This window comes from Succinimonas amylolytica DSM 2873 (assembly GCF_000378405.1).
Taxonomy (GTDB): domain Bacteria; phylum Pseudomonadota; class Gammaproteobacteria; order Enterobacterales; family Succinivibrionaceae; genus Succinimonas; species Succinimonas amylolytica.
In genome coordinates, this window is record NZ_KB899638.1 from 129,487 (window position 1) to 144,119 (window position 14,633).

The 14,633-nt window shown below is 45.1% G+C and carries 14 protein-coding genes; 8 read left to right on the forward strand and 6 right to left on the reverse strand.

All coding sequences use genetic code 11. The features are described from left to right. Nucleotides 1–75 precede the first annotated feature (75 nt). Entirely contained in the window at nt 76–1,902 is a 1,827-nt protein-coding gene (locus F557_RS0113380) for an IS1634 family transposase (RefSeq protein WP_019002728.1), read from the forward strand. Nucleotides 1,903–2,393: 491 nt separating this feature from the next. After that, nucleotides 2,394–3,038: a type II secretion system protein gene (locus F557_RS21915; RefSeq protein ID WP_019002729.1), complete on the forward strand. Its 645-nt coding sequence runs from the start codon at nt 2,394–2,396 to the stop codon at nt 3,036–3,038. Nucleotides 3,039–3,246: 208 nt separating this feature from the next. On the opposite strand, the gene F557_RS0113390 is transcribed toward F557_RS21915, so the two are convergent. The 6 genes from F557_RS0113390 to F557_RS0113415 form a co-directional block, all read right to left on the reverse strand. After that, nucleotides 3,247–4,308 carry a Fic family protein gene (locus F557_RS0113390; RefSeq protein WP_019002730.1) on the reverse strand — a complete coding sequence of 354 codons (1,062 nt, stop codon included), beginning with the start codon at nt 4,306–4,308 and terminating at the stop codon, nt 3,247–3,249. Nucleotides 4,309–4,526: 218 nt separating this feature from the next. After that, nucleotides 4,527–4,649, reverse strand: coding sequence for a hypothetical protein (locus F557_RS23505; protein WP_019002731.1), 123 nt, complete (start codon nt 4,647–4,649; stop codon nt 4,527–4,529). Nucleotides 4,650–4,857: 208 nt separating this feature from the next. After that, nucleotides 4,858–6,612, reverse strand: a complete 1,755-nt coding sequence (locus F557_RS0113400; protein WP_019002732.1) for an AAA family ATPase — start codon at nt 6,610–6,612, stop codon at nt 4,858–4,860. A 463-nt stretch (nt 6,613–7,075) separates the two neighbouring features. Next, nucleotides 7,076–7,573 (reverse strand): hypothetical protein, encoded by a 498-nt coding sequence (locus F557_RS0113405; RefSeq protein ID WP_019002733.1) that lies wholly within the window; start codon nt 7,571–7,573, stop codon nt 7,076–7,078. A 3-nt stretch (nt 7,574–7,576) separates the two neighbouring features. Then, entirely contained in the window at nt 7,577–8,308 is a 732-nt protein-coding gene (locus F557_RS0113410; protein WP_026297926.1) for an AAA family ATPase, read from the reverse strand. A 53-nt stretch (nt 8,309–8,361) separates the two neighbouring features. Beyond that, complete coding sequence (locus F557_RS0113415; RefSeq protein ID WP_019002735.1) at nt 8,362–8,802, reverse strand: hypothetical protein; 441 nt, start codon at nt 8,800–8,802, stop codon at nt 8,362–8,364. 417 nt (nt 8,803–9,219) lie between these two features. Between F557_RS0113415 and F557_RS0113420 the strand changes: the two genes are divergently transcribed. Genes F557_RS0113420 through traF form a run of 6 tightly spaced genes read left to right on the forward strand, consistent with a single transcriptional unit; the run spans nt 9,220 to nt 14,629 of the window. Beyond that, nucleotides 9,220–9,564, forward strand: coding sequence for a plasmid mobilization protein (locus tag F557_RS0113420; protein WP_019002736.1), 345 nt, complete (start codon nt 9,220–9,222; stop codon nt 9,562–9,564). Nucleotides 9,565–9,569: 5 nt separating this feature from the next. Further along, nucleotides 9,570–10,226, forward strand: coding sequence for a hypothetical protein (locus tag F557_RS0113425; protein WP_019002737.1), 657 nt, complete (start codon nt 9,570–9,572; stop codon nt 10,224–10,226). Continuing rightward, the gene (gene traI / locus F557_RS21410) at nt 10,216–11,850 is read left to right on the forward strand and encodes a TraI/MobA(P) family conjugative relaxase (protein WP_019002738.1); all 1,635 of its coding nucleotides are present in this window, start codon (nt 10,216–10,218) and stop codon (nt 11,848–11,850) included. The genes F557_RS0113425 and traI overlap by 11 nt, the downstream gene beginning before the upstream one ends. Then, nucleotides 11,822–12,025 (forward strand): hypothetical protein, encoded by a 204-nt coding sequence (locus tag F557_RS22345; RefSeq protein WP_157617893.1) that lies wholly within the window; start codon nt 11,822–11,824, stop codon nt 12,023–12,025. Before traI ends, F557_RS22345 begins: the two co-directional genes overlap by 29 nt. Beyond that, nucleotides 12,025–14,103: a type IV secretory system conjugative DNA transfer family protein gene (locus F557_RS0113440; protein ID WP_019002740.1), complete on the forward strand. Its 2,079-nt coding sequence runs from the start codon at nt 12,025–12,027 to the stop codon at nt 14,101–14,103. Before F557_RS22345 ends, F557_RS0113440 begins: the two co-directional genes overlap by 1 nt. Further along, nucleotides 14,093–14,629, forward strand: coding sequence for a conjugative transfer signal peptidase TraF (gene traF, locus F557_RS0113445; RefSeq protein ID WP_084761650.1), 537 nt, complete (start codon nt 14,093–14,095; stop codon nt 14,627–14,629). Before F557_RS0113440 ends, traF begins: the two co-directional genes overlap by 11 nt. Nucleotides 14,630–14,633: the final 4 nt, after the last annotated feature.

Sequence of the window (14,633 nt, forward strand, 5' to 3'; positions counted from 1 at the left end):
CCCCCGAAAATTGACATATAATTTTAGTAGGATTCCTACTAAAGGAATATGTGGCGGCAGTAAGGGGATCAGGGTATGCCAATTTACCGGAATATTGTTGTTGACATTCCATCTAAATGCTATATCGAGAAAAAGGATCAAAGTGTATTTGTAAAGGACAGGAACGAATATGATCCTGCTGTGAAATATAATCGGGTAAGCCATGTAATTATCGGCAGGGCAATTGACAAGACAAGGATGTACCCCAACCATAATTTCCGCATGAGATATCCTGAAGCTTTTCAGCAGGCGGCGGGAGAACCGCAGCTGAAATCCATAAAGAGGATGGGGATGTATGCCGTTGTCCTGGCTCTTCTGGAAAAGAACTCCATGTACCGGTGCCTGCACGAAACCATGGGAATTGAGTCGGCAAACCTGATTCTTGATTTTTGCATGTATTCCATACTCCATCATTCAGCTGTTTCCGATCACTTCAGAACAGCCATGTCTGAACAGCTGCTGTTCTCCCGCAATCTCAAATCCGGAAAGGATTTATCTTCGTTTTTTAATCAGGAAGAGAATATTGAAAGGCTGGAAAGGTTCAAGACAGCATGGGCAGGAGCCTGCAAAAAACGCGGGATAAAGGATGTCTGGCTGGCAATTGACGGCTCAAATAATGATTGTGCCGCAGATGTTGATATTGCCGAGCGGGGGTACGCAAAATCCAAAAAGGATGTTCCGGTCGTGAGTTATCTTTATGCCGTTGACAGCAGTGACGGAACCCCGATAAGCTTTGATGTTTACCGGGGTAGCCGAGTTGACAGCAAAGCTGTCATGAAAATGATCGGATGGCTGAAAGCATATGAGATGAATGTCAAAGGGGTGGTGGTTGACCGGGGTTTTGCAACCAAAGATGTTCTTGAGATGCTTGACAGCAATGAACTTCAATATGTTGCCATGCTCAAGGGAGATACAAACGCTCATAAGACAATGCTTGCCGGATATGCATCCAAAATCAGCAGACAATTCGAGTTCATGCTGGACAGATATGATAACAGCAGAAAAACAGACAATGTCAGCGTATTCAACAGTAATGACAATGTTTACTATGGGATATCATCAGAAGATAAGGTTAAGCTGTTTACGCAGCATAAGTATAAGGCTTATGTTTCCCTGATTTTTGACGGACAGAACGGCGAGGAGCGCCAGCAGAACTGGTTTAAAAAGGTCTCTAATGCTGCGGTGGATTTGCAGAACAGACTGAATTCAGGAGAAGACGCCAAAGTTCCGAAGGAATTTGAAAAAAGCATGGAAATCCAGCAAAATGAAGGCAGGAAAACAGTCCTGATAAATATGGAAAAAGTACAGATCTGCGGCGATCAAAAAGGATTCAGTTCTCTTGCAACTTCCGAAAAGATGAGTGCCGGAAGAGCCAATGAAATTTACACCATGCGAAGCTCTGTTGAAGCTGATTTTGCGATAGTTAAAACTCAGCTTGGTTACGGCAAGACCGGAGTACACAGTGAAACAGGGATAAAAACCAAGATTTCCATTGGTTTCATCGCCTCTGTGATTCGAAATGAACTGCTGAAAGCTGCAAAAAAGGCGGGACTTCCTACCAATAAAATAGCAAAGGAAATCAACTACATTACGATGGGGCTCAATCAAAGCGACCGGTATTTTGTCTCTCATACCGAAAGTAAGAAACAAAAAGAGTTCCTTAAGGAATGCGGTGTTCTCCCTGCAGATCTGGATCGTATAGCCGAGGCTGAAAATAAGAGAATTTCCAGTAAAGAACCGAACCCGTTCCACAAATTCCCTAAAGCTAACACAAAGGAAAAAAAGTCAAAGAGCGGACAGTCAAAAGCTGACAATTCCTCCGTCAGCGGGACAACATCTGTTACTGCTGACAAAGAGGAATAAGCCCACAATTTTGACAAGCTAAAAAGGACTTTTGCTTCTGGTCTGGATTGAGGGTTTTAGTAGGATTTTTGGGAAAATTTACGTGTAAAAATGCAATATGCAATTCTGCCGGTTATTTGTTAGCAATGTTCGCATAAATGCGCGGATTTTAGACTGGGGGATTTAAGGCTGGCTGGCTGATTTTTGATCATGCCGTTTTGAGCCGGTCCGGGATAAGTAAAAAATGTGACACGATCTAAAAAATAAATATTTATTTGTCGCAATACGAGGGCTTATTCTCAAAAATTTTGTTTTTTTTGCCGCTATAATCTTAAGAGAATGCTTTCCTGTAACGATTTTCCGAAATTGCTTAAGGCTGCGCGATTCATCTGTCGCGGCTAAGCTTGCAGAATACCGCTCAGAAGCTCAATACAGATTCCGGAGTGATTTCCGGGAACGTTTGGCACTTGCCTGATGTCAGATGCAGATGCTGGACGCAAAGGGGGACAACAATGAACAGTCATCGTGTAAACGGTTTTACTTTGATAGAACTCGTGGTGGTAATTGTAATTCTGGGCATTCTGGCGGCAACGGCAGCCCCGAAGTTCATGGATCTGCAGAGAGATGCCCGGATTTCCAAGCTGAACGGTCTTAAGGCCGCCATCCGCAGCGCGGAAAACCTTACCCGGAGCAAGGCCATTATCGCCGGTCTGGAAAAGTATCCGGCCCTTAATAATGGCACTGAGGTTAAGTTTGTATGTGTAAACGGCGCGGCCACCGATACCTGCAATAAAAATAACGGCATTGCGGTTTCCTTCGGTTATCCGGCTGTTCTCACCGATGCTGTTGCCGGCAAGGAATCCGGGATTCTCCGGGCTCTGGATCTTGATGCGGTGGATGCCGATGTAGTAACTGACTCCTCTGAGAGACGCCAGCATGACTGGCAGTACCGGATAAAGGCATGGAATAGACAGGAGGTGCAGATTTTAATCGGTCCGTCAGATATTGATCTTCCCGCTTCCTATGAAACTGAATACGGTCATAACGGCGGCCCGGTCAAGGAGTCATCTCAGGGATGTTATGTTGTGCATGATAATCCCTATGAGGAGAATGGCTCCGTGAAGCGCATGACGGTGATTGTTGACGGTAAGTGCTGAGTTTAGGCTCCAGATGATGCTCGGATAAGACAAGCTGAGAGATAGTCGCAGCAGAAGCGAATCGGGGAGTCCGGGAAGGTCTGAGCAATAGAATGCCGTGCTGATCTTTCTCGTAGAGAGGCTCTGTTCAGGTTCTTATGGGGGGAACGCGAGTTCCCCCGTCTTTTTGTCTTGTCACGTGCAAACTGCGCTGGCTGAGCGATTTCTATTAATTGTCCGGACGTATGTAAAAGGTGCTTCTGCCGCTTCCCTGTTTTATCAGGAGACCTTCTTCTGTAAGCCTTTTTATTTCCCTTAACACGGTGGATTTTCCGAGTTTAGGGCAATTGGCCACAACATCAGCCGCAGTGATTCTGCCTATTTTTCCGTTTACATAATTCTTCACTATGTCATAGGCGAGACTTCTGGAACCGCTGGCATCCATAATACCTACACGTTTTTCAAATTCTATATAGCAGGCAAGAATGACCTGCAGCATGTATCGGATAAACGGTGTGGGATCATTTCCGCCTTCGTGCCAGCCTCTGTCAGACTCCTCAAGAACTTCGTAGTAGCGATCCTTCGTCAGTTCTATCTGCCGTTCAATGCTTATGTACTTACCGACCTCATAACCGCTTTTATAAAGGAGCAGCAGAGTAAGAAGCCTGCTCATTCTGCCGTTTCCGTCGTTAAACGGATGAATGCACAGAAAATCAATGATAAATGAAGGGATCAGAATTAGGGCATCAATGCGTTCACCGGAAATAGCCTGCTCATAGGCATGACACAGGTTTTCCACGGCATCAGGGGTGCAGAAGGGGTCAACCGGGGTGAATCTGGTAAACACCGTGCCATCGGCCCGCTTTTCACTGATGTAGTTCTGCACGTTCTTGAAATGACCGCCATAGGATAATCCGGCTTTAGCAAGAAGATCCCGGTGCAGCTGCAAAAGATATGAAGGACGGACAGGAATGTATTCATGGCTTTCATGGATGGTATTCAGCACATCCCGGTAGCCCATTATTTCGTCCTCATCACGGTTGCGCGGTGTGGTTTTCTCCTGGAAAAGCTGCTTCATTCTGGCATTGGAAGTGACGATCCCCTCAATCTTGTTCGAGGCCTCGGTGCTTTGAATTTTGGCAATTTCCGCCAATCGATCAAGCTCAGCAGGTTTCTGTCTAACAAATAAGTCCTGCCGGCCCTTGCATTCATGAATTCTGGCCACAAGATTAAGGATATCAGTTCCCCATTGTTTCTGTTCCAGTGAGCTGTAATCAAACGTTCTCATCATTCATCTTTTCTTCTCATTTAATCGCTTTTCTTCTAATTCTGCTTTATTTGAGAAGAAAAATCAAATTATGAGAAGAATAAAGGAGGTCTGATTTTCCACTCTCTGGCGGTCTTGGCGCCGTCGATCAGACGGGAGACAAGAAGCTCGTGGGAGGGGGCTGTAATGCCATGATCCGCTCCGCAAATATCTTCTCGTCAAACTCATCAAGACCGAGAACTTCAGAGGAGATCTGCTTCAGTGACTTTTCGGGGATTTTCTCTGCCGCAGAGCCCGAACTTGATCTTTCCCGTAAAGCAGGTGATGTTCAGGCTCTTATTAGCCAGAACCCCGAGTTCCCGCATCTTGCGATCTCTTCCTGCACAAACTGAAAGGTCTTCATGTCTATGATGGCCTCGTATGCGTTTTTCACATAGGAATATCAGGGAACAGATGGAGGACAAAAAAATCCTGCGGTTATGAGGAGTTCCGCTTCAACTCCGGTTCTCCAATGCTCGCATGGTATTATCCTACAAAGCGTAGCCAGTTCGGATAACCATATCAGTTTCCTCATCAGCCGCAGTACACACATTCCGATCCCGAAAATATCATGGCATAAGCCATGACGTTCTTATCCTTGAATTCAAGAGCTGATTTGTAGGTGCCGACCTGTTCGATTGCTTCCTTTTTCAGACTTTCAATTCTGGATTCTGTGGCATCCTTTTTGGCAGCGTACTTGAGCTCAATAAGGTAAATGCATTCGTTTCTCTTTCCTCGGTTTATGGTGAGCACCAGATCCGCAAACTTTTCGCCCTTACCGGGAACCCGCAGCGGTTTCTGCAGTTCGGCGACAACACCTCTAACGGAACTCAGTTTGGTGTGGAGCACCAGATTAAGCGCCATTTCGCTCATGTGGGTAAGAACCTGATTGGTGAAGATCGTGCTTAAAAAAGCGGTGCAGGAATCTGCAAATGCTGATATATCAGAAGCGCCATCAAGTAGAGGAGCTGTATCCAATTTCTGCTCCCTAAAAATGTCGCTGGGCTTTAACCTGAGTTCCGCCGTGCATTTAGCAAACAGCTTCGACATGAACAGATTCGGAATTTTCAGTGTGAGGGCGTCCTGATTCGATAACGCAGGATCAATTGTAAGATAACCAAGATAGTACAGCATGGACAGCAGCTGCGCTTCATCATACTTGGCCGATTTGTTTAAATTGATGTTCTGGGCAAGATTCTCAAGATAGAACGTGTCCTCGGCAAGGTATGTGTCCATAATATTGTCTGCCAGACCGTCTTCGGCAATGTCAAAAAGCTGCTGAAGCTTTGAGCTGTCATGATCCGATGCAGGATCCATGTATTTTTCCGGTGCAAGAAATACTTTAGCTTTGCGCATTTCGCCGAGATAATACAGACACATGGATGAATTGTACAACGTATGCTTTGCAAATCTGCTGAAACAGTAGCCATCATATACAGGTCTCATTCTGGCAATTACTTCATCCGCAGTTACACCGATGCTTTCTATATCGACCAGTTCCGGAATGATCTTTTTAAGCTCGTCCTCAGTGAATCCGGCATACTCGTTAAAGCATTCATCAGAAGTAACATTCAGCGCAATGTTGAACCCGGATGTAAGAGAATCCAGTGATACGGATGACACCCCCGTAATGAAGGTTTTTGTGATGCCGTTTGTTGTTGCTGCCTTGATTGCCGCATAAAACTCTTTGAGAAAGCCGCGATCACCGGTAATCGTTTTAAACAGTTCAAAATCCTGAGACAGAATCTGGTTGGCAAAATTATCATACTCATCGATCATTACATAAAGTCTGCTTTTTTTGGAATATCTAATATAGGCAGCAATGAAATTGTTGAACAGGGTAACTGAATCTGACTTATCCAGATTGTCATAGTTAAAAACGAAATCAGGATATCTATTCTTAAAATCGTTTATACCGACAGCCACTGCCGAAAAAAAACTGTCATACATTACGGTATTGCTCCGGGTGCCTACCCGGGAAAAATCAAAATCCAGCACATGATATTTGTTGTGGCTTTTCGGATGCTCTTTATATATGGCAGTCTCGGAAAACAATTCCTCATATCTGCTCTCATAGGAGATATCGTAAAAACACTTGAGCATTTGGACAAAGGTGCTCTTTCCGAAGCGTCTCGGACGCAGCAGGACAGGATACGGTGTCATGTTATCCTGATCAAGATGCAGGATCATTCCGCTTTTGTCTACATAAGCGCGATTTCGCAGTTTAAAACTGTCATAAGCAACTACGCCATACGGAGAATTCAACAATTTAACTTCAGTTTCTGACATAACGTGTCCTTTGTTCCAAATCATGTCTGACATCTTTATGCTTTCCAAGCATATATGTATAATTTATAGTTATCTCATGCAATAATGTCTGTGATTTACGGTGCTTTACTCCTTCTGATGTTAAAGAGTTTTACTATAAATATCAACATTTATTGGGGGCTAATGCCCGAAAATGTGTGCCAACGCCTTATGCAGTAGAAAAAGGTGCTTGGCAAGCAAGTCTGGTAAATGAATACATAGGCTGTTGTGCTTGGTGGCTACGGTCGTCAGGCAGTTTGCAGGGAGCTGCGTATATTTATGCGCCCGGCATAGTTTTCAATAGCGGTGACTTCGTCACTTTTGATAGAAATGTTGTTCGGCCCGCATTATGGGTAAATCTGTAATATTCTAATCTGGAAACCTCTGTCACCCGCTAATCAGGCGGGTGTTATTCAGAATAACTGTATCAGAGTTGATCTCCAGCTTAGTTATAAATTCTCAGGACTAAAAACAGCATAAGCGCAACGGAGAATACTTGGATAAGCAGTATCGCCAGTATTACGCCGCTGCTGCTGTTATGTTCCTTGATACTTCTTCTTATTTCTTGATTCTCCTGTTTCAGCTCCTTTTTAATTTCAATCAGGCTGTGCCGATTAAGGTATTCTACAGCCGATTTTACGATTTTATTGGCCGTTTGTTTAAGATCATCTCTTAGTTCATCTTTGTATTTCTCTATCTCCGTTTCATAATTCTGGGTTGCATTTGTAAGGTTTGCATCAATAACCGATTCAAACTTCTGAAGACTTGCATCTATAACCGAATTCTGTGCTTCGCTGATTGTATCCTGGAGTTTTCGGCAAAGGTAAATCCATATTGTAACCTGAACAAGAATGGGATCGTTTTTATCTAACAGAATCCCATTTTTACTTGCAATGACACCTATTAACTCCCTGATTTTATTGTCAATTTCAGGGTCAGTCATTTATCAGAACTCCCCAATTCCTGAAGAAATTGCTTCAAAGAATTTACGTTTGGCAATGGTTATTCTCTGCCGTTTCATTATATGCTTCTCCTTGTTATTGATATATTCATCAAACAATGTTCTTGCGGACATGCATTCAGTAATATCTCTGTTGAACATATCAGAGAAGGTTGGCAGAAGAACAATCCCTTTTATGGAATCCTTATACATCTGATAAGCAGAGCCGCCGGTAAACCCTTCCATGTCAATATACCCATTAAACGGATTGAGCCATACAACAACCGAGTACAGATCAGGATTGTCAAACTGCTGAAGAAGAGCCACCAGTCCCAGCATTGTTTCCGACAATGCCTGACCGCCTGCGATTATGGAATGCACGATTATTTCATGCCCCATATCCTTCAGCATTTCAAAGATCTGCGTGGTCTTGATGTAGTTAATCAAGGGGATAAAATCGCTGCTGCCATTGTCAATAATGACATCAGTGGCATCATCATTATTCATGATTAAATCAATAATCTGGTCAAAGTTTTCAGATTCGATCTCGCCGTTATTGTTGCAGATTTTAATCAGTTTGACATTGAGGGACTGAAACTGATGAAAGGTATCATTAAGCGGATCAGTATCGATTCCCAGTACCTTCTTGCCCATTGATTGCAGGTATTGATTAAACATCACTGAAACAAATGATTTCCCGACACCGCCTTTTTGCTGCATTAAAACATGAATTCTCATATACGTCCTTTATTAAATTGAAATTCCAAACTTTTGCTAACCTGTTAATCACTTTATCTTTTCTCGCTGATTTTGCTGGCATCCTCCATAATTTTCTTTATCTGTTCCGGGGATAATGCATCCCTTACTGATGAAATAACTTCCTTTTTGGCAGCGTTACGCTCGCCGGAAACCGCAGGTTTTGAAATTCCGTTGACGGAATTGGAATTATCATCGGCTTTTCCTGATTTTTCATCCTGCAACCTGCTGGGGTATTTCTCTTCATCAAGCCCTTTAACGACCTGAGTAAACCGCGTATAAGTGCCAATCATTCCGGTATCAGATGATTTGATAAACTCAAATATCTGTCTCAGGGATCTTCCGGCATCCCGCTCCTTGCAGATAAAGGGCCAGTATTTCTTAACTATGAAGAGTACCTGATTCCTCCGCGATTTTCTGGTTTGGTCAAACTTGTCCATCTGTTCTGATAGCCTTCTAAGCTCCTGTTCATCCATCAATTCAGGCCTCCCTTATCGCCGTCGTTACCAGCGCATCATAATCTACTGTTTGCCTATAGCTGTTAACTTTGCTTTATTTTATCATACAGTATGTGAATATTGTCATACTTTGTATAATTTGATAGAACTTTAGGCAACTTTGCACACTTCTAATTTACACGCATTACACTTTGCAGAACTGTACAAAATCTTGAAAAACCTTATAGAATCTTGCTTTACAATGCAGAACATTAGTTTACTTTGCAGAATTTCAGTTACTTTTGTTGTGTGCTAAAGTAAACTATCGTACAATAGAGTAAAACAGTAATTCATGGCAAGATAGGCCATACGGTACCGTGGTACCCGCATGGCGTGCCTTATTCGCTCCCTGCGGAGCTCAACGTCAATCTTGTTCTGCGAAGCCGGAGGATGGTTATGGGTGAGAACAGCGAGAAGATGACCTTCGTTAAGGTGTTTGTTACCGGCAGGGAAAAAGAGGAACTGAAGGAGCGGGCAAAGGAGGTTCATTGCTCCACGTCCGGCTACTGCCGCCAGATGGTCATGTTTAACAAGACGGCTCTGAACAGCGATGAAACAGTAAAAGCAATTCTCGCCGCCAGCGGCAATATCGGCAAGCTTACCGGCATGCTGAAGATTTACCTCAGAGAACCAAAGCAGGATGTTTTAACAAAGGAGGAAATCAGACGGCTTATTCTCTCTTTGCAGGACGACCGTGATTTCCTGAAAAAGACCGCAAAATCATTATTAAGGAGAAGTTAGTCATCATGAAGAAGTACGAATATGTAACTGTAGGTGAAATAGCCGGTAAGTTATCGAAATATCTTTACTCTGAATCACTGGAGACATTTTATCTATTTAATCATCCGGAAAGCCTGGAAAAAGCCGCCAGCTATAAGGTCAGAAATCAGTCAAATACCGAACGCAAGGAAGGTGAGCATTTTGTTCTGTTAGACGATGTTCTAAACGATCATAATGTTTCTTTATGGAGCTTATCCGAGATATTGAATATTGATTATGACTGCCTGACTGATTTGAATGATGTTTTCTCTGAAGTAGAACCAGAGCTTTTTAATATCTTAAATCCTGACAATACGGAAATCCTTCTGAGCATTCACAACTTAGATGATGTAGTCGCAGGCTGTCCTCATATTAATCTGTGGTATAGCTTCCATACCCCGGATAGTATATTTTCCATATCAAGATGTGTCGGTACTTGCAGCGATCCTTTTGATTGCGGTAATTATGAATTGTCATATTCACTTATGTCAGAACAGGAGCATTATAAAATCAGAACATGCTCAATCAATGAGTGGCCGCATAATCTTGAAATATTACAGCAAAAATCCGGCGGCGGTGAATTCAATACTTCTGACGAACTGTTAACTCGCATGAAAGAGCTGAAGCTTATCCATGATAATTAAAAAGATAGACCCAAGAACCGGCATAACGCCTTCATTCGCAGGACTTGCCAAATACATTACCGATTCTCAGGGCAGGGATAACAGAGTCGGGGATGTAATCATCCGTAACTGCATTGACAATGAAGACTTTGATATTGCATTGCTGGATATTGAAAGAGTTCAGAAAATGAATATTGATCCGCGGGTAAAAAACAAGACTCTTCATTTATTACTGTCATTTGACCGGACTGATAAGATTCCCACTTTAGCGGAACGCGAGGATTTTGAAAAGAAATGTCTTTCTTCTTTAGGTTTTGAGAATTGTCAGTATATTTCCGTAGCGCATCACGACACTGATAACTTTCATATTCATCTCGCGATAAACAGAGTTGATCCTGCTGATTATCACATGCACAAGGAAGTTCTTGGCGATGAAAAAATCATGGCCCGCATTGCCATGGAACTTGAAAACGAACACAGTCTGAAACAGACAAATCATAATCCGAAGAAAAGCAAATCTCAGAATAACGTGGATAACATGGAAGCTTTTTCCGGAATTGAAAGTTTTGCGTCCTATATTCGGGGTAGAAAGATAGTAATTGAAAATGCCAAATCATGGGAAGATTTGCACCGCAATCTTTCCAAAATCGGCGTAACCATTAAGAAACGCGGAAACGGGCTTATATTTATTTCCAATGACGGGAATATGAAATGCAAAGCATCCACGGTATCGCATTCCTTCAGCATCAGCAATCTTGAATCCCGTCTGGGCGAATTTCAGGACTCTGTTATCGCCTCTCATAAGAAGCCCATTGTTTCCTACGAGAAGAAGCCCCTGGTCAAAACCAAGGATTCTCTTGAACTCTATATTGAATACACCGAAGAACGCAACAATAAGATATCGGCTTATCAGGACAGCATAAAAGACCTTAAAAAGCATCACAGCCATGAACTTGAGTATCAGATCCTCCGCCTGTCTGATGAAGACAGCGAGACAGCCGCGTATGTGATGAAGTATCTCAGACTCTTGGATCAGATCTCCTATCGCCGGGAGGAAGCCCGTAAGAAAAAGCTCAAAAACGCTTCCGCCATTACCTACAGAAGCTGGCTGCAACGGGAAGCTCTCAATGGAAATCTCAAAGCGCAGACGGTTTTAGAGAAAAGGGGAACGCCGCAGCAGATAACCCCAATCCCCGTTTCCGAACTTAACGCCGTGCTGAAGCAGGGCGTAAAGGACTATGTTTCCGCAGGCGGCGCCATGAGCATCATCTACCGAAACTATTGTTACCGCGTAAATTCAGACCGATTCCTCTTATCCAAAACACCCCTGAAGGGCGTAACCGCAGGACAGACCAGACAATATGGACTCACAATCAATCTCAGACCTATCGCAAAGGCCCAATCCGCTCTCCGAGACATTCTTCAGCGTTACGCTGACAGATTTAGAAATGTCGGGGCAATCATTACAAAACATCGAGAACTGCGCCTGCCGGAAGTGCAAATCGGCAATGTGGCAGTTCCTGACAAGGAAGCACCTCAGGTGCTACTGCACAAGGATGTTCCAGATCATATACGACAGCCAGAACAAGAGCCAAATGGTGGAACTCTGCGACGGGATGACATTATCCCTAATACCCGAAGATGAGTCGTTAACCGCCGAGGTGCTTCCGGAGGAACTGACCCCGGCAGAGGATCCTGCCGAAAAGGTTCCTGAGGAAGCGCCCCCCGCGGACGCGGAGATTAAAGAAGAATTACAGGAAGAACAGGATTTCGCTGAAGAAGAGTTTTCTCAGGAATTTACCGAAGAGGTGATTGAGTAATGGCCATACCCGAAAACTTGCGTAACGAAAAGAAGCAGGGCGAGAGCATCGGATTCAAGGTTGGCATCCTTGCGGCGTTTATCGCTGCCGCATTAACTGCCATGACCTTCGCCACGCAGTATTTTGCGTATTCCGTCCATTACTGGGACGGTCTTTCCGGACGGCTTTTCAATCATGTTTACTGTCCCTGGCAGATATTCGTCTGGCGGGGCGAACATCAGGATCAGATCGAGCTCTTTGAAAAGCCGGTAAAACTGGCCTTCAGCATCTGGCTCTTGCTGACGGTTATGGTTTTCGGGATCGTCATGATGGTGAAGAACAAGCTCCATGGCCTTAAAACGCTGCACGGTTCCGCTCGCTGGGCCGATATCGAGGATATTAAGAGGGCGGGGCTTATCCAGAATTCCGATCCCAAGACCGACAAGGAGCCGTATGTCTATGTCGGCGCCTATAAGGGCAAGGACGGCAAAACGGTATATTTAAGACACTCCGGCCCCGAGCATATTCTCACCTATGCGCCCACCAGATCCGGCAAAGGTGTCGGCTTAGTCATACCGACGCTCCTGTCTTGGAACGAATCAGCCGTGATCACTGACCTCAAAGGGGAGCTCTGGAGCCTCACCGCGGGATATCGCCATAACAGCCTGAAACAGAAGACCATCAGATTCGAGCCTGCCTCCGTAACCAGCGCCTCATGGAATCCCATAGCTGAGATCCGCTTCGGCACCTCCCATGAAACCGGAGACGCTCAGAACCTCGCCAACATGATAGTCGATCCGGACGGGAAGGGCCTCGAAGGGCCGGACAGCCATTGGAAAAAGACCGCCTTTGCCATGTACACCGGATTAATCCTGTTTGTGCTGATCAAGAAGCAAAAGGATCCGAATTATCCCGCCACCATCCAGCAAATCGACCGGCTTCTTTCTGACCCGAAGCGGGATATCAAGGAACTCTGGCAGGAAATGATCGATACCGGGCACAGCGTTGTTGCCGCAGCAGCCAAGGATCAGCTTGACCGGCCCAATGAGGAAGCTGGTTCCGTGCTTTCCACCGTGAAATCAAACCTCGCTCTTTATCGCGATGATATCGTCTCCGCGAATACCTCAAGATCCGATTTCAAAATCAAAGACATCATGAATTGTCATTCTGCCGTTTCCGTCTATATCGTTACCCAGCCTTCCGACAAGGGCAGACTGAAGCCGCTGGTAAGGATTTTCGTAAACATGGTAGTGCGTTTGCTGGCCGACAAAATGAAGGTGGAGAAGGGCCGCATGGTACGGGCTAACAAACACCGCCTCCTCATGATGCTCGATGAATTTCCTTCTCTTGGCAAGCTGGACGTAATGCAGGAATCTCTGGCCTTTGTGGCCGGTTACGGCATCAAGTGCTACCTCATTTGTCAGGATCTTTCTCAGCTCAAATCTAACGAAAGCGGCTACGGGCAGGAAGAGTCGATCACGTCTAACTGCCACATTCAAAACGCCTATCCCCCGAACCGCATGGACACCGCCAAATACCTATCCGAGCTTACCGGACAGACAACCATCGTAAAGGAATCCATTACCAAGAGCGGGAGCGGCTTCAACGTTTCAACGTCCAGGACAATTCAGGAGGTGCAGAGACCCCTGCTGACTCCTGATGAGTGCATGAGGCTCCCTTCTCCCAAGAAGAACGACAAGGGAGACATCATCGAGGCCGGAGACATGCTGATTTTTGTTGCGGGTTTTCCGGCCATTTACGGGAAGCAGCCCCTGTATTTCATGGACAGCGTATTCAGGGATCGCTCAAGGATCGCGGCTCCGGACAATTCCGATTTTATCTTGGCAAAGGATCGCGACTATGACCCCAATGAGGATCTCAAAGCCGAAACCAAGGCCCAATTCACGGAAGTGGATGACAATCCCTTTGACGATGAAGAACCGGAGCTTAAGGAATATGACGCAGGCAAGGTAATCCCCACTGTTGCCAAGGAAAAAGCCGATAAAGAGAACGAAAACGCAAAATTTGAGGGCAAACCTCTGCCTGAAACCATAGAGGAGCTTGGCGAGTACAAGTATGAATCCACCGATGAAAAGTAAGGCATCCCTAATTCATATCTGCGGCATCGTAGGCGTGTTTTGCCTGACTTTGCTGGCTCTCGCATATACGAGAGAGCATTACGTGCAGAACTGGACTTCATCAATGCCTCCCGGGCTTTACAGAAAGCATCAGGTCTCCAGAACGCTTCATGCCGGTGACATTGTGCTCCTGTGTCCGGAAAAGACTCCGCTTCTGGAGGAGGCCCTGAATCGCAGGTATTTAATGGACGGAGACCGGCAATGCTGGGTAACTCCCTTAATCAAACGCGTGGCCGCCTGCGAGGGCGACACGGTTAAAACCACGGCTTTCGGAATAACCGTAAATGACACCCTGATCCCCAACAGCAGGGCCAAAAGCTCCGATTCAAAAGGGCGGCTTCTTCCGGTGTGGTCTTTTGAAGGCACATTAGCGGACGGCGATCTTCTCGTGTTAACGGATCGCCCTAACAGCTTCGATTCCCGGTATTTCGGCCTGCTCCGTACCAGCGATGTGGTAAGCAGGCTCACTCCGGCAATCACGTTTTAGGAGG